Origin of the sequence: Pseudomonas anatoliensis (assembly GCF_017976235.1) — a bacterium.
Lineage (GTDB): Bacteria > Pseudomonadota > Gammaproteobacteria > Pseudomonadales > Pseudomonadaceae > Aquipseudomonas > Aquipseudomonas anatoliensis.
In genome coordinates this window covers 283,697-304,739 of record NZ_JACVHC010000005.1, presented here as the reverse complement: position 1 = coordinate 304,739, position 21,043 = coordinate 283,697, and the positions used below count along the sequence as shown (strand labels likewise).

Below are 21,043 nucleotides of genomic sequence, written 5' to 3'. Positions count from 1 at the left end.
GATTAACCGGGTTAGTCGAGTTTGGTCGGTGGCGGCTCTTGCAAAGGCTCTTGTGGCGAATCCTGCAGCGGTTTTTGCTCGGCGCCAACCGGTACGATGGTTTTGGTTTCCGCTTCGATGGGCACCAACTTGTATTCCTGGCCATGCAGGTTCTTCAGGTAAACCTCCATCTGGCGGAACGAGATGTTGATGTGCTGCTTCTTGAACTCGCGGTTGATGAAGCGGTTGACCTCATCAAGCACCGGGTTGCGGTCACCCAGATCGCGTACGTGCATGCGCAGTTCGTGGTCGAGGGTGCTTTCGCCGAAGTTGAGGAAGTACACAAGCGGCTCCGGTTCCTTGAGCACGCGCGGGTTTTCCCGGGCTGCCTTGAGCAGCAGCTCCTTGACCAGATCCAGATCGGAACCGTAATCGACGCCCAGTTTGAGCGTGACTCGGGTGACGGTGTCGGTCAGCGACCAGTTGATCAGTTGCCCGGTGATGAACGTCTTGTTCGGGACAATGATGTCCTTGCGGTCGAAGTCGGTAATGGTCGTGGCGCGGATGCGGATCTTACTCACCGTGCCCGACAGGTTGCCGATGGTGATGGTGTCACCGATGCGCACCGGGCGTTCGAACAGGATCATGATGCCGGAGATGAAGTTGGCGAAAATCTCCTGCATACCGAAACCGAGGCCGACCGACAGCGCCGCCACCAGCCATTGCAACTTGTCCCAACTCACGCCGAGGGTCGACAGGGTCGTGACGAAGCCGATGCCGGCGATCACGTAGGACAGCAGCGTCGTGGTCGCGTAAGCGCTGCCCTGCGCCAGATTGAGTTTCGACAGCACGAACACTTCGAGCAGGCCGGGCAAGTTGCGCGCCAGGGCAAAGGTGATGCCGATGATGATCAGCGCGCCGAGCATGTCGCCGATGCTGATCGGCACCATGCTCATGTTGGCGCCGGTGCCACTGGTGTATTCGTAAAGGGTGATGTTGTCGAGGTACGAGAACACCGAGATCAGGTCCGACCAGACCCAGTACAGCGCCGCGATGAAACCGCCGAGCAGGGCCAGACGGATCAGGCGCAGGGACTGTTCGTTGACCTTTTCGATGTCCAGCGTCGGCTCTTCGATGACCGCTTCGCCGTCGCCGGCCTCCTTCGCTGCCTGGCGTTTGGCCAAGGCGCGCTGGTAGGCCAGACGCCGCGCGGCAACGCTGAGGCCGCGAACGAAGGTGGCTTCGATCACCAGCCAGAACATCAGCAGATAGAGCGTGTTGATCAAGCGATCGCTGAGTTTCAGCGCGGTGTAGTAGTAACCAAAGCAAACGGCTACGAACAACGCGATTGGCAGCAGAGTAAACATCACGCCCAGCGCCTTGCGGAACAGCGAGGCGTTTTGGTGAGTAGGGCTGCTGATCAGCAGGCGGCTGAGCAGCCATGCCATCAACGCGTAGCAGGTCAGCACTACCGGCATGCCGAGGACGTCGTCGGCCAGCGCCGCCGGCTGCAATTCGGCGACCGCGACCACCGCCACCAGTGCCATGACCACCAGGCCGAGTCGACGCACCCAGCCTTGCAGGAATTCGACCTGGGGTTTTTCCCAGCGGAAGTGCAATTCGGCCACGCCGCCCGGCGCCAGAATCCGGTAGGCGGTGTAGAACACCAGCCATGCCTGACCCATTTGCAGTAGCGCCGCGCCCATGTTGGCGTTCTGCCCGCGGGCGTCGATCTGCAAGGCCAGACCGCACAGGCCCAGACCGAGCGCCACGGGCATCGCCAGCAGAATATTGATCAGGATCGCCTGCGGCGTGTGCCACTGGCTGTCGCGTTTGAAGTGGCCGATGTCCTGGTGAACCTTGTTCAGGCGCCCATACAGACTCTTGCGCCGCCACAGCAACGCGCCGATCAGCAGCGCCAGCGGCAGGAACAGCAACGGGCGCTGGATCAGACCATCGGTCAACTCGCTCAGGCTGGAAGCCCACGGCAACGTATCGACCTGACGCTTGAGGCGATCCGGCACGCCGCGCATCCACTCCAGGTCCAGCGGCTTGTTGCTGGGAATCCAGAACATCTGCTCGTCGAGGGTCGCGCGCAGGCTTTGCGCTGTACTCAACAGTTGCTTCTGGTTGAGTTGCAGGGTGATCGATTCGTTGAGCATCGCGCTCAATTCGCGGTTCAGCCGCTCCAGCAGGTCGGCGCGCGTGTTGGCCAGCTCCAGCAGGCTTTTGCGCAGCTGCGGCGTGATCTGTTCCGGCGGCTGGGTCGTCAGCAGGTTCTCGACATAGGCCGCCGGATTGCTCAGCAGCTCACGCTGCTGGCTGACATCAAACTGATACAGGCGGATGTCGGCGATCTGATCCGCCAGATCACGGTCGACCTTGAGGCGTGGCAGAGCCTGTTTCTGTTTGTAGAGAATCTTCGACAGCAACAGGCTGCCCTTGAGCACGGCGATCTGCTCGTCGAGGGCGGAGTCGCTCTGGGTCAGGGTGTCGAGTTGCTGTTTGGTTTGCAGGTTCTGCTGAGTGACCTCGTTGAGGCGGTCGGTACTCTTGAGCAGGTAGTCCGAGAGTTTGAGGTTGGCGGCGCTTTCAGTGGCGAGCAGGCTGCTGCTGCCGGCCTTCTGAGCCTCGATAGATTGCTGAGTGACGGTTTCCTGAGACTGCGCCAGACGTTTCTGGTTGATCAGGGTCTGCAGCTCCTGGATCTCGCGGTCGAGGCGGTCGGTTTTTTCCGAAAGCAGGTCATGTTGAGCGTTGCCCAGATCCTGCAACTGGTTATTGCCGGCCAATTCCTGACGGCGCAACGGAATCAGCGCGTTAAGCGCCGCCAGCTCGGCATTCAACTGGTCGCGCTGCTCGGCGCTGACGGTCTTGCCCGCGTCCTTGCCGGACTTGAGGATGTTGTTGATCTGCTGAATGCGCGTCTGGCTGGCGGAGATTTCTGCCTGAGCCCGCTCGGGGCGAGTCTGCGCGGTGATGATCAGGCTGTTGGCCTCGGCCAGCGCTTTTTGCAGATCACTTTGCTGGGTCGAGCGATCCGTCAGGATTTGCTCCAGCTGCTGGATCGACTCCTTGGGGAAACGCTGCGTCACCGGCACCACCGCAGTGGCCTTGAGACGCGTCAGTTCGCGTGTGCTCTCGATGGTCTGCCGGGGCGCGGAGGCCAGTTGCTGCTTGAGGTCGATCAGCTTCTGTTCGTAATCACGCTGATTGTTCAGATGATTGAGCGTGCTCTGCAGGACAGTTTGCAGGGTCTTTTTATCGGCATCCGGCAGTTTACTGTCGGCGAGCTTGTCGAGGCTGGCCTGCACGGATTGACTCGACGGTGGTTCGGCGGCGTACAGCGGGCCGACAGTAAGACTCAGGCCCAGAAGGGCCGCAACGAAAAAGGAGCGCAGGGTAGGCATAGAGACCGGTCAAGCAAGTGATAGTGGACGCAGTTTAGAGGAAGAGTCCGGGGCCCGGGCGACTTCCTTCGGGGAATCTGACGCCCACTTTGGCAATCTTGTTCCCGTCCATGACCGCCACCGTCCAATGGGTGTTGTTCCACTCCACCTGGTCACCCACGATCGGCGCCCCCCCGACCTTGTGGGCAATGAAGGTGCCCAGGGTCATGTCCGGATCGATGCCTTCGGCCGGCAAGCCATAAAGCGCTGCAACCGCTTTAAGCTGGGCGTCTCCTTCGAGTACAAAGTCGCCGAAGAAACGCAGGTCGAGGCCACGTTGCGGTGCCTGGCTGAACAGTTTTCCGAGCGCTGGCAAGTTGTGTTCATGGCCGATAACACACAGCAAATCATCGACTTCCAGCACCGTACTACCCGACGGATGGAGCAGTTGCTGGCCACGAAACAGCGCGGCGATGCGCGTGCCTTCGGGCATTTTCAGCTCGCGCAGGGGCGAACCGATGCACCATTTCTCCGCGCCGAGCTTATAAACGAACAGCTCCCACTCGCTGGTGATGTGCACTTCCAGTGCGGATCGGGAAATCGGTGCCGGCTCCGGCGGTACGGTGACCTTCAGCAGTTTGGCCACCCACGGCAGGCTCGTGCCCTGCACCAACAGCGACACCAATACGATAAAGAAGGCGAGGTTGAAGTACAGCTGCGCATTCGGCAGCCCGGCCATCAGCGGGAACACCGCAAGAATGATCGGTACCGCGCCGCGTAGGCCAACCCAGGAAATAAAGACTTTCTCGCGGCCATGGAATGCCTTGAACGGCAGCAGGCCGACCATCACCGACAACGGCCGCGCAAACAGAATCATCCACAGCGCCAGGCCGAGGGCGGGCAGGGCGATGGGCAGCAAATCATGCGGTGTGACCAGCAGCCCCAGCACCAGGAACATGCCGATCTGCGCCAGCCACGCCATGCCATCAAGCATGTGCAGGATGCCGTGACGGCTGCGCACCGGGCGGTTGCCGATCACCAGTCCACACAGGTACACCGCGAGAAAGCCGCTGCCGTGCAGGGCGTTGGTCAGCGCGAACACCACCAGACCGCCAGCGATCACCAGAATCGGATACAGGCCGGCGGCGAGGTTGATGCGGTTGACCATTTGCAACATCAACCAGCCACCGCCCAGCCCGACCACGCCACCGATGCCGAACTCGCGGATCAGGTGGGTCAGCAGGCTCCAGTGCAAACCGGTCTGGCCGCTGGCGAGCATGTCGATCAGGGTCACGGTGAGGAACACCGCCATCGGGTCGTTGCTGCCGGATTCGATTTCCAGGCTGGCGCTCACCCGTTCGTTCAGGCCCTTGCCGCCGAGGAGCGAGAACACCGCCGCGGCGTCGGTGGAGCCGACAATCGCGCCGATCAGCAGGCCCTGGATCAGGTTCAGGTCGAACAGCCACGCCGCTGCCATGCCGGTCAGCCCGGTGGTGATCAACACGCCGACCGTCGCCAGCGACAGCGCCGGCCACAACGCCACGCGGAAACTTGATACCCGCGTACGCAAACCGCCGTCGAGCAGGATCACTGCCAGCGCGAGGTTGCCGACCAGATAGGCCGTGGGGTAATTGTCGAAAATGATCCCGCCGCCATCGACCCCGGCGGCCATGCCGACCGCGAGAATAATGACCAGAATGGGAATGCCGAGCCGGGAGGACAGTGAGCTGACAAGAATGCTTGCGCCTACCAGCAACGCGCCGATCAAGAACAGGCTGTTGATGGTCGTCGCATTCAAAGGCAGTACTCCAGAAGCGTAAAGACGGGCACAAACTGACCATGCAGTCTGCGTGCCAGCGATTCTAACCTGTTGAAATGTGGTGATGTCAAAAAGGTTTTTGGTAGATCAAAAGATCGCAGCCTGCGGCAGCTCTTACAGGGTGTACATCAATCCCATGTAGGAGCTGCCGAAGGCTGCGATCTTTGCTCTTGGCGATTAAAGACTGAACCGCCCAACCATATTGTTCAGATCCAGCGCCAGCCGGGACAGCTCGTTACTCGCCGCGCTGGTCTGATTCGCCCCGGTCGCCGATTGCACCGACAGATCGCGGATGTTCACCAGATTACGGTCGACTTCCCGCGCCACCTGCGCCTGCTCTTCAGCAGCGCTGGCGATCACCAGATTGCGCTCGTTGATCTCGACGATGGCGGTGTTGATGGTGTCCAGCGACATCCCGGCACCACGGGCGATGTTCAGCGTCGATTCAGCACGCTCGGTGCTGTTGCGCATCGAATCCACGGCGTGTTCGGTGCCGCTCTGAATGCTGCCGATCATGCGCTCGATTTCGCTGGTCGACTGCTGCGTGCGATGGGCCAAGGCACGCACTTCGTCCGCCACCACCGCAAAACCACGACCGGCCTCACCAGCACGCGCGGCTTCAATTGCGGCGTTCAGCGCCAGCAGGTTGGTCTGATCAGCCAGACCACGAATCACGTCCAGCACCTTGCCGATGTCACGGGATTCATTGGCCAGATCGCCGATCAGGCTCGCCGTGCTCTGCACGTCGGCGCTCATGCGTTCGATGGCGCTGACCGTTTCCTGCACCAGGTCACGACCGTCACCGGCAGACGTGGTGGCGTTCTTCGAGGCTTCCGAGGTACTTACCGCGTTACGTGCGACTTCTTCCACCGCGCTGGTCATCTCGTTGACCGCTGTAGCCGCTTGTTCTATTTCGTTGTTCTGCTGCGTCAGGCCGCGGGCGCTTTCGTCGGTGACGCTGTTCAGTTCCTCGGCGGCCGAGGCCAGCTGCGTGGCCGAGCCGGAAATCCGCTGCAAGGTGTCGCGCAGCTTCGATTGCATCTTGGCCATTGCCGCCAGCAAGCGCCCGGCTTCGTCTTCACCGTCGACGTGGATCGGCTGAGTCAGATTGCCTTCGGCGATGGTTTCAGCAGCTTCCAGTGCTTTGGAGATTGGCTTGGTGATGCTGTTGGTCAGCAACCAGGCGAACAGCAGAGTCAGGCCGCTGGCAATGATCAGCAGAGTGACCACCAGGTTGAATGACATGGAGTACTGGTCAGACGCACCTTTATCCGTTTCGGCGATTTGCTGGGTGTTGATCTCCAGCAAGCGCGCCAACGCCGTATTCACGGCTTCCGAATTGCTCAGCAAATCGCTGTTGAGCATCTGCCGCAGTTCATCGACCTGATTGTTACGCGACAGGGTTTTCATCCTGTCTTCCATCTGGCGGTACTGCGCGAGCAATTGCACGTACTGGTCGTACGCCGCACGTTCCTGCGGGCCATCGATCAGTGGTTCGTAAGCACGCTGAGCGTCGGCGATCTGCTTGTTGCGCATCTCGAAGAGCTCAAATGTCTTTTGCTGGACGTCCGGCTCACGGTTGATCAGCAAGCGATACGACAGCACGCGCAGACGCAGGGTCAGTTGAGTGAATTCGTCGAGGGCCTTGATCGATGGCACGCTCGCGGTGGCGATGTCTTCGCCTGCCGCGCGGATTTTGCTCATCTGGTTCAGGGCGAACACGCCGAGAATCAGCATCAGGCCGCCGATCAGGGCAAAACCGGTGAACGCCCGGGGGGCGATATTCATATTGCGGAGGGACATGGGCGGGTACCGAGAAGGGCCGCATCCATGCGGGCTGAGACTGCTATTGCATGACTTATCGGTCAGGCAAATGAACTCTTTAGTTCGTGTGCGTATTTGTCGCACCCCGCATTGAGCGACGAAGTGCAGGAACCAGATCGGCAGATCACAGTCTTTTAAACTCGCGAGAACGGTCGGCCGTCAGGAAAATCAAGGCTTTGCGCCGGTTTAAACCTAGCGTCCACGACGACTTTTCTTTATCGTACGCGCCCTTTGAAAAACGCTTGGAAGATCAAAATGTTGGAAGCATCCCTCAGCCAGTTGGAACAGCTCGTCAGCGACCTGGTGCAACAGAACCAGACCCTTTCGCAAACCAACCAGACCCTGTCCACGGAACTGGCCCAGGCCAAGGATGAAAACGAAAGCCTGCAACTGAACCTGATGGAACAGGAAGAAAAACACGGCGCCACCGCCGCACGCATTCAGGCTCTGGTTGATCGCGTCAACGCAGGTCCTGTCAGCGCATGAACCACAACTCAGCAGGGGTAAAAGTCGTCTCCATTATGGGGGAGGACTATTCGATCAAGGCACCGGCCGGGGAAGAACAGACCCTGCTGGACGCGGCGCTCATGCTCAAGGCCGCGCTGGACGACACCAAAAGGAAATACCCGACGTTGATCGGCGACCGCTTGCTGGTACTGGCAGCGATGAATCTGTGCTCGCAGCAGATCGAAATGAAGAAGCAGCACCAGCAAGAACTCGACCGTTACCAAGAGCAAGTCAGCGCCACGGTCGACACCATCGCCAAGACCATCAATCAGGGTTGATGGGGTTGCGCACAACCAAAGAATAGATTGTCGATTGAGTTGTATACAATCGGCACGGCTGTTGCATTGTTTCGGCCACTTATTCTTTGGGGGTGCTCCATGCATTTGTGGCGACGCAGTATTCAATGGCAGCTGATTCTCAGCATGGGCACCGCCCTGCTGGTCAGCATCCTGATCGTGGTTGGCATTTATACCCTGGTGGTCAACCGCCTCGCCCAGAGCTATCTGGTCGAACAAGCGCTGCCGTCGAGCATTGAAGCGACGCGCAACGATATCGAACGCATCCTCATTCAGCCGCTGACCGCCGCGAAAGACATCGCCAGCAATTCGATGGTGCGTGACTGGTTGGCCGCCGGTGAAGACAGCAGCAAAACGGCAGGCTTCGCGCAGTATCTGGAAGGCATCCGCGCCGAACACAAAGCATTCACTGCTTTGATCATCGGCACTGAATCCAATCACTACATCAGCGAAAAAGGCCTGGATCGCACCCTCAGCCGTGCCAAACCGGCCGACGCCTGGTTCTATTCCTTCCTCGACAGCGATCAGCCGCGCACCCTCAATATCGACAACGACGTGGCGACGGGAGAGCTGGCGCTGTTCATCGATTTGAAGGTCGAACAGGCCGGCAAAGTCGTCGGTGTGGCAGGACTTGGACTGAGTATGAAAGAGCTGTCGGAGCTGATCCACAATTTCAGCTTTGGTGAGCGCGGCAAGGTCTATCTCGTGCGTTCCGACGGTTTGATCCAGGTCCATCCTGAAGCGCAGTTCAGCGGTAAACGCACCTTGAGCGAGCAGATCGGCGCCGAAGCGGCGCAAGCGGTCATGGGCCAGAAAGTGGCGACCAATCGCTCATTTCAGCGCGACGGCGAGGATTTTCTCGCTTTCAGCCTGCCGTTACGCGATCTCGGCTGGACCTTGGTGGCCGAAGTGCCGCAATCGCAGATCTACGCCGAAGCCCGCAAGGCGATGTGGATGAGCGGTGCAATCGGTCTGGCAGTGGCGCTGGTGTGCCTGCTGCTGGTGGTGTGGCTGGCGCAAGGGCTGGTGCGGCCGATCCGTCAGGTAACAGCCGCGTTGGTGGCAATCGGTAGCGGTGGGGGAGATTTGACCCATCGGTTAGATTCCAGCCGTGCCGACGAGTTGGGTGACCTGGCGCGCGGCTTCAATCGCTTCCTCGACAGTCAGCGCGAAATGATTGGCGAAGTGCTGACCACCAGCGAGCGCCTGCGCACGGCGGTGGGGCAAGTGGCGAAAGTGGTGGAAAACACTGCCGAGCGTTCCGGTCGCCAGCAGGAAATGACCGACATGGTCGCCACGGCTGTCCACGAAATGGGCCTGACCGTGCAGGAAATCGCGCAAAACGCCGGCAACGCCGCACTCGCTTCGCAAAACGCGCGGGATGAAGCCATGCAAGCGCGGGAAGTGGTGGGCGGCTCGATTCGGCACATTGAAAGCATGTCCGATGAAATCGGCCTGGCGGCCGGTGCGGTGGGCGAACTGGCGCAGCAAGTGGCGTCGATCGACTCGGTGCTGGCGGTGATTCGCGGCGTCTCTGAACAGACCAATTTGCTCGCCCTTAACGCGGCTATCGAGGCTGCCCGGGCGGGTGATATGGGTCGCGGGTTTGCGGTGGTGGCAGACGAAGTTCGCACCTTGGCGCGCCGGACTCAGGCGTCCACGGACGAGATCCAGCAGATGATCGGCAGCCTCAAGCAGGGCGCGGAAAATGCCGTGTCATCGATGCGCACCGGGCAAGCGGCGACGGGCACTGGGGTCGAGTCGAGCCAGCGTACCGGGGCATCGCTGACGGCGATTACCGGGCAGGTCGAGCGCATCAGCGACATGAACCATCAGGTGGCGACCGCGACCGAAGAACAGTCAGCGGTGACTGAAGAGATCAACCGTAACGTACAGGGTATTTCCGATCTGGCCCGGGCGACGGCGGGGGAGGTTCGGGCGTGTCGCGAGGATTGTCAGATGTTGCAGCGCTTGGCGGATGATCTGGCGCGGCAGATGGGTGGGTTCAGGTTGAGCTGATGTCCTGTCAGTTCCGGCCCCTTCGCGGGCAAGCCCGCTCCCACAGGTATTGCGGCGTGTTCACATGGTGCGTGAACACCACAGAACCCTGTGGGAGCGTGCTTGCCCGCGAAGACGGTATCAGCCGCACACATAATCCAGATCAGAACCAAGCATCCTGCATCCCCAGGCACGTATCATCCCGCGCCTCCAGCAACGCCAGCTCATGGTGGCAACCCGGCACTTCCCACGTCAGGAAATACCGCGCCGCCTGCAACTTGCCCTTATAAAAGTCGGCATCTGCCGCATTGCCTTTGGCCAACCCTTCTTCGGCGCGAATCGCCTGCTCCAGCCAGCGCCAGCCAATCACCGTGTGGCCAAACACTTTCAGATACAGCGCCGAATTCGCCAGGCTGCTGTTGACCTTGCCCTGGGCAAGATCGGTCAGCAAACCGATGGTCACCACTTGCAGGCGCGCGACCAGTTTTTCCAAAGGCTCACGCAGTGCGGTTAACGATTCGTACGCAACAGCGCGTTCGGCGGTGTCGGCGATCAGTCGCACCAGTTGTTTCAAGCCTGCCCCACCGTTCTGCGCCAGTTTGCGCCCGAGCAAGTCCAGCGACTGAATGCCGTGGGTGCCTTCGTGGATCGGGTTCAAACGGTTGTCGCGGTAATACTGCTCAACCGGGTATTCGCGGGTGTAACCGTGGCCGCCGAGAATCTGGATCGCCAGTTCGTTGGCCTTGAGGCAGAACTCCGAGGGCCAGGATTTGACGATGGGTGTCAGCAAATCCAGCAGCTCATGGGCGTGCTTGCGCTCCGCTTCGGTCTCAAGCGTGGTGGTGTCATCGAACAAACGGGCGGCGTAGAGCCCGAGGTCAAAGGCACCTTCGACGTAGGACTTTTGTGTCAGCAGCATGCGTCTGACGTCGGCGTGCTGAATGATCGCCACGGGCGCGGTGCTCGGGTCCTTGCTGTCCGGCACCCGGCCTTGCGGACGTTCGCGAGCGTATTCCAGCGAATACAGGTAACCGGCGTAACCGAGCATCACCGCGCCCATGCCAACGCCGATCCGCGCCTCGTTCATCATTTGGAACATGTAGCTCAAACCGCGATGCGCTTCACCGACCAGATAGCCGACACATTCACCGTTATCGCCGAAATTCAGCGCGGTAGACGTCGTGCCACGCCAGCCCATCTTGTGGAATAGCCCGGCCAGCAGTACGTCATTGCGTTGGCCGAGGGTGCCGTCATCGTTGACCAGAAACTTCGGCACGATGAACAGCGAAATGCCTTTCACCCCAGGCGGCGCGTCAGGCAGCTTGGCCAGCACCATGTGCACGATGTTTTCCGAGAGCGGATGATCACCGCCGGAAATAAAGATCTTGTTGCCCTTGAGGCGATAGGTGCCGTCGGCCGCAGGCTCGGCGCGGGTGCGAATATCCGACAGCGAGGAGCCCGCGTGCGGCTCGGTCAGGGCCATGGTGCCGAAGAAACGGCCATCGATCATCGGTTGCAGGAAGCGCTGTTTCTGTTCGTCTGTGCCGAAGCTTTCGATCAGGTTGGCCGCGCCCATGGTCAGGAACGGGTACGAAGTCGAAGCAGCATTGGCCGACTGGAAATGCGCGAAGCAGGCTTGCGACAGCAGTGTAGGAAGTTGCATGCCGCCGGCGTCGAAACTTCTCGCAGCGTTGAGGAATCCGGCTTCGAGGAAGGCATCCACCGCCGGTTTCACCTCGGGAATCAGAATCGCCTGACCGTTCTCGTAGCGCGGCTCGTTCTCGTCGCCCTTGCGGTTGTGCGGCGCGAAGTATTTCTCGGCAATGTTGCGGGCCGTGCCGATGGCGGCATCGAAGGTCTCGCGGTTGTGCTCGGCAAAGCGCTCACGCCGGGTCAGGCCCTCGGCATCAAGGACTTCATACAGCTCGAAAGCCAGATTGCGGGAACTGAGCAGCGTCTCGGACATGGCGGCCTACCTGAAATTGGGGTTGGACCGAGTCTAGGCTTGCTGATAAAGGCTGAACAGGATGATTGATGGGCGTGATACAGAAGCAAAAGATCGCAGCCTTCGGCAGCTCCTACATGGGACGGTGTAGGAGCTGCCGAAGGCTGCGATCTTTTGATTTTCTGCAGGAGTGAGCCTGCTCGCGATAGCGGTTTATCAGCCAGAGTAAATGTGTCTGACAGACCGCTATCGCGAGCAGGCTCACTCCTACAGGGGATCTCATTCCAGGCGACCATTGCGGTCGCCTGGATTTGCAGCGGTTTAACCGATGGTCATCAAACTCGCATTACCACCCGCCGCAGCGGTGTTAACGCTCAACGCCCGCTCAATCACCAGACGCTCCAGCGCAATGTTGGTCTCGCCCTGGGACAAGCCCTGAACCCCAACGATCGCGCCGGCACGCTTGGCAATCTGCTGGCAAACGCCGCGCAACTGGTCCGAATGGCCGTGATGCAGAACGGCATCAAACACCACGTCGTCCTTGTTCCAGTCGGCTACCAGTTTGATCCGCGCCTGAATTTCCTTCGGCAGGCGTGCGAACAATGCCTTGCTGATGTCGGACTCTGGCCATACCGCCGAACCGCCTACTGCCAGTACCGCCGCCAGTTGGGTCAGCAGATCGCCTTCAACGTCCGCCAGGCACAACACGTGTTCACGCGGCAGGATCGCGTAGCTGTTCTTCTCACCGGTCGGGCCGGCCAGCACGCGGGTAATGCCGCTTTGCGATTGCGCGGCGTACTGCACGCACAGGGTGCTCAGATCAGCGAACTTGTTGCTGTCAGCCCAGGCTTTCAGGGCGGTCAACGGCTTGCTCATGGCGTCACGCAGGCGAACGTCCGGGGCTACGGCAGCATCACCGCGAGCGAAGGACTGTTCGATAGCATCGGTAGGACGCGTCGACAGCAAGCGATACAGGTACAGCGGGCCACCGGCTTTCGGGCCAGTACCCGACAAGCCTTCACCGCCGAACGGCTGCACGCCGACCACGGCACCGACAATGTTGCGGTTGACGTAGACGTTACCGGCGTTGACGTTGTCGATCACCTTGGCGATGGTCTCGTCGATACGGGTGTGCACGCCGAGGGTCAGGCCATAACCGGAAGCGTTGATCTGGCCGATCAACTGGTCGATCTCTTTGCGCTTGTAGCGAACCACGTGCAGCACCGGCCCGAAGATCTCGCGTTGCAGCTCGTCGAAGCTTTCCAGCTCGATCAGGGTCGGCATGACGAAGGTGCCGCGTTTGACTTCTTCGGTGTCAGCGATAGCCACCTGGTACACGTTGCGACCTTTATCGCGCATGCCCTGGATGTGCTTGTCGATGCCGGCCTTGGCTTCGGCGTCGATCACCGGGCCAATGTCCACGGACAGACGCTCAGGGTTGCCGAGACGGGATTCCGCCATGGCACCTTTAAGCATTTCGATGACGCGGTCTGCCGAATCTTCCTGCAAGCACAGTACGCGCAGGGCCGAGCAACGCTGACCAGCGCTGTCGAACGCCGAGGACACTACGTCGATCACGACTTGTTCGGTCAGAGCAGACGAGTCGACGATCATCGCGTTCTGGCCACCGGTTTCGGCGATCAGCGGAATCGGACGACCCTGGTTGTCGAGGCGACCAGCGATGTTGCGTTGCAGCAGACGCGCCACTTCGGTGGAGCCTGTGAACATCACGCCTTTGACGCGATCATCACCGACCAGACCGGCACCGACGGTTTCACCGCGACCCGGCAGCAGTTGCAGCACGCCTTCCGGAATCCCGGCTTCGAGCATCAGGCGCACAGCCTGAGCCGCAACCAGCGGGGTTTGTTCGGCCGGTTTGGCCAGTACCGGGTTACCGGCAGCCAGAGCGGCGGCAACTTGACCGCTGAAGATCGCCAACGGGAAGTTCCACGGGCTGATACACACCACTGGGCCCAGTGGGCGGTGGGCGTCATTGCTGAAATCGTTGCGTGCCTGCACCGCGTAATAACGCAGGAAGTCGACGGCTTCGCGGACTTCGGCAATGGCGTTGGCGAACGTCTTGCCGGCTTCGCGAGCCAGCAGGCCCATCAGCGGCTGGATCTCGCCTTCCATCAAATCAGCGGCACGCTCCAGAATCGCGGCACGTTCAGCGGGCGGGGTGGCCTGCCAGATCGGCGCAGCGTTCAGGGCGCATTGAATAGCGTTGTCGACGTCTTCAACCGTAGCTTCCTGCACGTGGCCGACCACATCACGGTGATCCGCAGGGTTCAGCACTGGCGCAGGACTTTCGGTGCTGGAAACGCAACCGAGCATCGGCGCTGCTTTCCAGTCGTTGTGTGCGGTGGCGAGCAACGCGCAGGACAACGACGCCAAACGGTGTTCGTTGGCCATGTCGATGCCGCTGGAGTTGGCGCGCTCGGACCCATAAAGGTCACGCGGCAGCGGGATACGCGGGTGCGGCAGGCCGAAGCCACCTTCCACGGTCGCCATCTGCTCGATCTGGGCAACCGGATCGGCCACCAGCTCCTGAATCGAAATCGACTGGTCGGCGATGCGGTTGACGAACGAGGTGTTCGCGCCATTTTCCAACAGACGACGTACGAGGTACGCCAGCAGGGTTTCATGAGTGCCGACCGGTGCGTACACGCGGCACGGACGGTTCAGCTTGCCTTCGGAAACTTTGCCTACAACCTGCTCGTAGAGCGGTTCGCCCATGCCGTGCAGGCACTGGAATTCGTACTGGCCGGGGTAATAGTTCTGACCGGCAATATGGTAAATGGCCGACAGGGTGTGGGCGTTGTGCGTGGCGAACTGCGGGTAGATGACTTCCGGCACCGACAGCAGTTTGCGTGCGCAAGCGATGTAGGAAACGTCGGTGTACACCTTGCGGGTGTAGACCGGGTAGCCTTCCAGGCCTTCGACCTGGGCGCGCTTGATTTCGCTGTCCCAGTACGCGCCTTTCACCAGACGGATCATCAGGCGATGACGGCTACGGCGAGCCAGGTCAATCACGTAGTCGATCACATACGGGCAGCGCTTCTGGTAAGCCTGGATGACGAAACCGATGCCGTTCCAGCCAGTCAGTTGCGGTTCGAAGCACAGGCGTTCGAGCAGATCCAGCGACAGCTCGAGACGGTCAGCTTCTTCAGCGTCGATGTTCAGGCCGATGTCGTACTGCTTGGCCAGCAAGGTCAGCGACAACAGGCGCGGGTACAGCTCTTCCATCACGCGCTCGTACTGCGCACGGCTGTAACGCGGGTGCAGTGCCGACAGCTTGATCGAGATGCCCGGGCCTTCATAAATCCCACGACCGTGAGAGGCTTTGCCGATCGAGTGGATCGCTTGTTCGTACGACGCCAGGTACTTTTGCGCGTCGTGTTCGGTCAGCGCTGCTTCACCGAGCATGTCGTAGGAATAGCGGAAGCCCTTGGCTTCGAACTTGCTCGCGTTGGCCAGTGCTTCGGCGATGGTTTCGCCGGTCACGAACTGCTCGCCCATCAGGCGCATGGCCATGTCGACGCCCTTGCGGATCATCGGCTCGCCGCTCTTGCCGATGATGCGGCTCAAGGACGAAGTCAGGCCGGCTTCGTTGTGCGTCGACACCAGTTTGCCGGTCAGCAGCAGACCCCAGGTGGCGGCGTTGACGAACAGCGACGGGCTGTTGCCCAAGTGCGGGTGCCAGTTGCCGGTGCTGATCTTGTCGCGGATCAGCGCATCGCGAGTGCCCTTGTCCGGGATACGCAACAGCGCTTCGGCCAGGCACATCAGCGCCACGCCTTCCTGGGACGACAGGGAAAATTCCTGCAACAGACCTTGAACAATGCCTGCACGACCGCCGGCACTTTTCTGGTTGCGCAGTTTTTCTGCGATGGACGCAGCGAGTTTGTTGGTGGCTTCGGCCATGGTTACCGGCAGGCGAGCCTGCTCGATCAGCATCGGTACCACTTCCGGCTCAGGGCGACGGTAGGCGGCGGTGATGGAGGCGCGCAGCACCGATTGCGGCAGAATGCTTTCTGCGAATTCAAGGAAGCACTGGTGGGCGTGATCGTTGTGGACTTCACCCGAGTCGTCGGCGTCCTTGGCGGTCAAGCCGTTCAGCTCGGTCAGGGTTGCACCACCCTCGAGTTTTTCCAGGTAATTGAAAATTGCCTGCTTGATCAGCCAGTGCGGCGTACGATCAATCGAGGTTGCGGCGGCCTTCAGGCGCTCGCGGGTCGGGTCATCGAGTTTGACCCCAAGGGTGGTGGTAGCCATATTTTTATCCTCATGGTTGCCACAGTTGCGTGGCATCAGCTGGCGGCAAGATTAGCCGTGCACCGAAAGAGGTGCAACCGGGTGCAACCCTTTTTTTGTCGGAATTATAGGCAGCTCGTCAGGAAATAATTTCTGGTACGAAAGTGCTGCTCCTGTTTGGTGCTTTTGCTTCTAGCAAAAGGCCATAACTGTTACAAAAGGGAGCAAAAACGGGGTCGTCGTCGATAAATCCGACTAGGTGCAACTTATTCTGGCGAAACTGGTTGCACCTTATTTGATTTGTTGCATAGCATTCGCGCCCAAGGTGCAACCGGAATACCCGATGCACCCGGCTGATGGCTTTCCTGGGGAAACATCAGTCCTAAATGCGCGGGATCCCGGATCGTCTGCCAAACGTCGTCGTTTGCGAGCGGTTCACCACCGCCGCTACATAAAAACAAAGCCAGGGCGTAACTCAATGAGCGTAAGTAATCCAACCCTGATCACATTCGTGATCTACATCGCAGCAATGGTGCTGATCGGTCTCATGGCCTATCGCTCCACCAACAACCTTTCTGACTACATTCTGGGCGGCCGTAGCCTGGGCAGCGTCGTGACCGCACTGTCTGCCGGTGCCTCCGACATGAGTGGCTGGTTGTTGATGGGCCTGCCGGGCGCTATCTATATGTCCGGTCTTTCCGAAAGCTGGATCGCCATCGGCCTGATCATCGGTGCCTACCTGAACTGGCTGTTTGTTGCCGGCCGTCTGCGCGTGCAGACCGAGCACAACGGCGACGCACTGACCCTGCCGGACTACTTCTCCAGCCGTTTCGAAGACAAAAGCGGCCTGCTGCGGATTATCTCGGCTGTTGTGATTCTGGTGTTCTTCACCATTTACTGCGCATCCGGCATCGTCGCTGGCGCCCGTCTGTTCGAAAGCACTTTCGGCATGACCTACGAGACTGCGCTGTGGGCCGGTGCTGCGGCAACGATTGCCTACACCTTCGTCGGTGGTTTCCTCGCGGTGAGCTGGACTGACACCGTACAAGCCACGCTGATGATCTTCGCTCTGATCCTGACGCCGATCATCGTGCTGCTGGCCACCGGCGGCGTCGATACCACGTTCCTGGCGATCGAAGCACAAGATCCAAGCAACTTCGACATGCTCAAAGGCACCTCCTTCATCGGCATCATCTCGTTGCTGGGCTGGGGTCTGGGCTACTTTGGCCAGCCGCACATCCTTGCGCGTTTCATGGCCGCTGATTCGGTCAAATCGATTGCCAAGGCGCGTCGCATCTCCATGGCCTGGATGATCCTGTGCCTGGGCGGCACCGTAGCCGTGGGCTTCTTCGGTATCGCTTACTTCTCGGCGCACCCGGAAGTAGCGGGTCCTGTTACCGAGAACAACGAGCGCGTGTTCATCGAACTGGCCAAACTGCTGTTCAACCCATGGGTTGCCGGTGTGCTGCTGTCGGCCATTCTGGCTGCCGTCATGAGCACCCTGAGCTGCCAGTTGCTGGTGTGCTCGAGCGCCCTGACCGAAGACTTCTACAAAGCGTTCATTCGCAAGACCGCTTCGCAGAAAGAGCTGGTATGGGTCGGTCGCGCCATGGTGTTGCTGGTTGCACTGGTCGCCATCGCATTGGCAGCTAACCCGAAAAACCAGGTGCTGGGTCTGGTCAGCTACGCTTGGGCCGGTTTCGGTGCTGCATTCGGTCCGGTTGTGTTGATCTCGGTAATCTGGAAAGGCATGACCCGTGACGGCGCACTGGCCGGTATTCTGGTCGGCGCGATCACCGTGGTCGCCTGGAAGCAGCTTGACGTGATGGGTCTGTACGAAATCATCCCGGGCTTCATCCTCGCCAGCCTGGTCATCGTCATCGTCAGCAAGCTCGGTAAGCCGACGGCTGGCATGGTGCAGCGTTTCGAAGCGGCAGAAAAAGATTACAACCTGAACAAGTGATTGTTCCGAGCTGAGGCTCACCAGAAAACGGCCCGTCTCCCATAAGGAGGCGGGCCGTTTTTTTGTGCCTGTGTTTTCTCCGATTCACCGTGCTCCCCTGTAGGAGTGAGCCTGCTCGCGATAGCGGTGTGTCAGTCGACATCAATGCTGAATGTCAGACCGCTATCGCGAGCAGGCTCACTCCTACAGGGGGTCGGTGGTGGGTTCGAGGGATCTGTCTGTAGTTGGATGCGGCAATTTAAGTAGGGCATTTAGACAGTCAAAGTAGGGCAAATCTGATTTTTCCGTCACCCACCCAGCCCCCCTTGCCTCTCATGCAGAATCGCCCGCCCTTCATTCTGCAGAGAGACATCGGATGTTCGCGCCTGCCAATCAACCGCGTTTCACGTTGACCCTCGAAGGCGCCCCGCACGACCTCAAAGTCCTTGAGTTCACGGGCACGGAAGCCATCAGCCAACCCTTTCGTTTCGAGCTGGAACTGGTCAGCGAGCGGCCGGACCTGGACCTCGAAAGCCTGCTGCACTGTCAGGCGTTTCTGAGTTTTGATGCGGACGGTTCCGGCGTTCACGGTCAGATCTATCAGGTCGGGCAGGGCGACTCCGGGAAACGTCTTACTCGTTATCACCTAAGCCTTGTCCCGCGTCTGACGTACCTCGGTCAGCGCATCAATCAGCGGATTTTCCAGCATCGGAGCGTGCCGCAAATCGTAGAGCAGATCCTCAAGGACCACGCGATCCTGCGCGATGCCTTCGAGTTTCGTCTCGGCAGCGAATACCCGGTGCGCGAATATTGCGTGCAGTACGGGGAAAGTGATCTCGCGTTTATCCAGCGCCTGTGCGCCGAAGTCGGCATTCACTTCCATTTCCAGCACAGTCCCGAAGGCCATCTGTTGGTGTTCGGCGACGATCAAACGGTGTTCCCGCGCCTGGCCGAGCCGACCCTTTATTTGCCGGGCAGCGGCATGGCTGGCGGGGCGCCGGCGATTCAGCGCTTTAATGTTCGCGTGGAAACCCGTACCAGCGTAGTCGCCCGGCGCGACTACAACTTCGCCAAGCCGCGTTTGCAACTGGAAAGCCGCATCGACGGTGAACAACGTCCGGTGCTGGAGGATTACCACTTTCCCGGCCAATTCAACGACCGTGAAACCGGCAAGCACCTCGCCCAGCGCGCACTTGAGCGACATGTCGCTGATTACCGACAGGCCGAAGGCATCAGCGATGAATCTGCGCTGGTTTGTGGACATTTCCTGCAACTGGCGGAGCACCCGCGCCAGGAATGGAATGATCTGTGGCTGCTCACCGCCATCGAACACCGTGGCCGGCAGCCGCAAGTGCTGGAGGAATCGGTGACCAGCGATGGGGAAGAATTCCGCGGTTACCGTAATACCTTTCTCGCGACACCGTGGGAGGTGTTCTTTCGTCCAGCCCTGGGGCCGGAAAAGCCAAGGATGCTCGGCTATCAACCGGCCGTTGTCACCGGGCCACAGGACAGCGAAATCCATTGCGACGAGTACGGTCGGGTCAAGGTGCAACTGGCCTGGGATCGCGACGGCGAACTCAACGATCACGCCAGTTGCTGGCTGCGAGTTGCCACTGGCTGGGCTCATGATCGCTATGGCAGCGTGTTGATCCCGCGCGTGGGCATGGAAGTGCTGGTCGGTTTCATCGATGCCGATGCTGACAAGCCGCTGGTGATGGGTTGCCTGCCAAACGCGGCGACCCCGCTGCCACTGGACTTGCCCGCGGACAAGACCCGCAGCATCTTCCGCAGCCAGAGCAGCCCCGGTGGTGGCGGGTACAACGAGCTGCGCATAGAAGACAAAAAAGGCGCCGAGGAAATCTATCTGCGCGCCCAGCGCAACTGGACTCAGCATGTGTTGAATGATCAACAAGTGCAGGTCGACAACCAGCGCAGCATCGTCGTCACCGGCACCGCCAAACATGAATTGAAGGCTGACGAACAACGCATCACACACGGCCAACGCCAGACCGAAGTCAGGCAGGACGATCATCTGACGGTTGTTGGCGATCGGCATATCAGCGTGAGCAGTCAGGCGACCAGCGCCAGTGCGCAATTCCACGTCAGCGCCGGTCAGCAAGTGGTCATCGATGGTGGCGCGAGCGCGACGATTCAGGCGGGCGGGCAGTGGATCAACATCGGCCCCGGCGGAATTTTCAGCAGCGTGCCGATTGTGGTGGGTGGCGCGCCGATGGCGGCGATGAGCGCGGCGCCGAGTGTGCCGGGGTTGCCGGAGAATTTGGTGGCGGCCCCGGCAGCGATGCTGACGGCCGCGCAGATCATGAGTTTCAAAGGTGACGCGCCATTCTGCGAAGAGTGTGAGCGTTGCAAGGAAGGTGTTTGTGCAGCCTGAATGTCTTGAGCCGCGTGCATGGCTGGCGCGTGAGCCGCTGAAACCGTCGGAGCAGTTGTTCGCCATCTTCAGCAATGCCAGCGCTGCCAAGCCGCCAATGCAGTTGGCGCCTGGCCCAGTTTGGGCGGACACGATCTACGCCGAGTGGGATGCGGTGATGCCCTTCGTGGGAATTGTCTCGGCGGAAAGTGAGTTTCTGGATTGGGTGGCGACTACCGAGTCCCGCGACTGGGGATGGTTGGCGGTGTCTTCGGCGAGTCTTGAGGTGGTGGTCGAGCATTTTCGCAGCCTGACGCAAGTGTTGATGCCGGACGGGAAAGCCGTGTTTTTCCGCTTCTGGGATGGACGGTTCTTGTTGCCGATCCTGCGGTCTGCTGATGTGGATTCGGCGCAGCTGTTGCCGGTGATCTCGCGCGGACTCATCAATGGTCAGGCTGTTGATATCGGGGGCAGGGCGCAGGTTTCGGGGCAGGTGTTTCCTTGGTGGAAGGTGCCTGACTCGGTATTGGCTGCGAGCGGTGATGAGGTTCAGGTCAGCAATGCTGTGCAGTGGCTGAGCGAGGAACATCCGGCGTTGTACGAGGCATTTCCCGAGGCTGTTCTGCGCTGCAAGGTCCGGCAGTTTTTTCGGGTTGCAGCGTCGGAAGAATCGTCGCAATCGGCGTTACTGAAGTTTTTGCTGGCAGAGTCGGGGTGAA

Annotated in this window: 10 protein-coding genes and 3 pseudogenes; 7 read left to right on the top strand and 6 right to left on the bottom strand. The window is 60.1% G+C overall.

Features of this window, described 5'->3' with window-relative positions:
• Nucleotides 1–11: 11 nt before the first annotated feature.
• The 4 genes and pseudogenes from mscK to ICA16_RS28490 all read right to left on the bottom strand — a co-directional run.
• Nucleotides 12–3,389: a mechanosensitive channel MscK gene (mscK, locus tag ICA16_RS18185; protein ID WP_150617518.1), complete on the bottom strand. Its 3,378-nt coding sequence runs from the start codon at nt 3,387–3,389 to the stop codon at nt 12–14.
• A 34-nt stretch (nt 3,390–3,423) separates the two neighbouring features.
• Nucleotides 3,424–5,166: a potassium/proton antiporter gene (locus ICA16_RS18180; RefSeq protein WP_150604876.1), complete on the bottom strand. Its 1,743-nt coding sequence runs from the start codon at nt 5,164–5,166 to the stop codon at nt 3,424–3,426.
• 198 nt (nt 5,167–5,364) lie between these two features.
• Nucleotides 5,365–5,964, bottom strand: a pseudogene (locus ICA16_RS28495) (methyl-accepting chemotaxis protein); the annotation flags it as partial.
• 303 nt (nt 5,965–6,267) lie between these two features.
• Nucleotides 6,268–6,924: pseudogene (locus tag ICA16_RS28490) on the bottom strand (MCP four helix bundle domain-containing protein); the annotation flags it as partial.
• Nucleotides 6,925–7,266: 342 nt separating this feature from the next.
• Here ICA16_RS28490 and ICA16_RS18170 point away from each other — a divergent pair.
• The 4 genes and pseudogenes from ICA16_RS18170 (at nt 7,267) to ICA16_RS28480 (ending at nt 9,833) form a co-directional block, all read left to right on the top strand.
• Nucleotides 7,267–7,497, top strand: a complete 231-nt coding sequence (locus ICA16_RS18170; protein ID WP_042557307.1) for a hypothetical protein — start codon at nt 7,267–7,269, stop codon at nt 7,495–7,497.
• Entirely contained in the window at nt 7,494–7,796 is a 303-nt protein-coding gene (locus ICA16_RS18165; RefSeq protein ID WP_150604878.1) for a cell division protein ZapA, read from the top strand. The genes ICA16_RS18170 and ICA16_RS18165 overlap by 4 nt, the downstream gene beginning before the upstream one ends.
• 99 nt (nt 7,797–7,895) lie before the next feature.
• A pseudogene (locus ICA16_RS28485) lies at nt 7,896–8,969 on the top strand (HAMP domain-containing protein); the annotation flags it as partial.
• A gap of 18 nt (nt 8,970–8,987) precedes the next feature.
• On the top strand, nt 8,988–9,833 hold the full coding sequence (locus ICA16_RS28480; protein ID WP_411959661.1) for a methyl-accepting chemotaxis protein: 846 nt from the start codon (nt 8,988–8,990) through the stop codon (nt 9,831–9,833).
• A gap of 142 nt (nt 9,834–9,975) precedes the next feature.
• Here ICA16_RS28480 and ICA16_RS18155 read toward each other — a convergent pair whose 3' ends face one another.
• Both ICA16_RS18155 and putA read right to left on the bottom strand, forming a co-directional pair.
• A complete protein-coding gene (locus ICA16_RS18155; RefSeq protein ID WP_210554296.1) occupies nt 9,976–11,778 on the bottom strand; it encodes an acyl-CoA dehydrogenase in 1,803 nt (600 codons plus the stop codon).
• Nucleotides 11,779–12,078: 300 nt separating this feature from the next.
• Nucleotides 12,079–16,032 (bottom strand): trifunctional transcriptional regulator/proline dehydrogenase/L-glutamate gamma-semialdehyde dehydrogenase, encoded by a 3,954-nt coding sequence (gene putA / locus ICA16_RS18150; protein ID WP_210701190.1) that lies wholly within the window; start codon nt 16,030–16,032, stop codon nt 12,079–12,081.
• A 457-nt stretch (nt 16,033–16,489) separates the two neighbouring features.
• On the opposite strand from putA, the gene putP reads away from it, so the two are divergent.
• The 3 genes from putP (at nt 16,490) to ICA16_RS18135 (ending at nt 21,042) form a co-directional block, all read left to right on the top strand.
• Nucleotides 16,490–17,974 carry a sodium/proline symporter PutP gene (gene putP, locus ICA16_RS18145; RefSeq protein ID WP_150617522.1) on the top strand — a complete coding sequence of 495 codons (1,485 nt, stop codon included), beginning with the start codon at nt 16,490–16,492 and terminating at the stop codon, nt 17,972–17,974.
• A gap of 355 nt (nt 17,975–18,329) precedes the next feature.
• Nucleotides 18,330–20,345 (top strand): type VI secretion system Vgr family protein, encoded by a 2,016-nt coding sequence (locus tag ICA16_RS18140; RefSeq protein WP_210701189.1) that lies wholly within the window; start codon nt 18,330–18,332, stop codon nt 20,343–20,345.
• Nucleotides 20,335–21,042: a DUF4123 domain-containing protein gene (locus ICA16_RS18135; protein ID WP_210701188.1), complete on the top strand. Its 708-nt coding sequence runs from the start codon at nt 20,335–20,337 to the stop codon at nt 21,040–21,042. The genes ICA16_RS18140 and ICA16_RS18135 overlap by 11 nt, the downstream gene beginning before the upstream one ends.
• Nucleotide 21,043 lies beyond the last annotated feature (1 nt).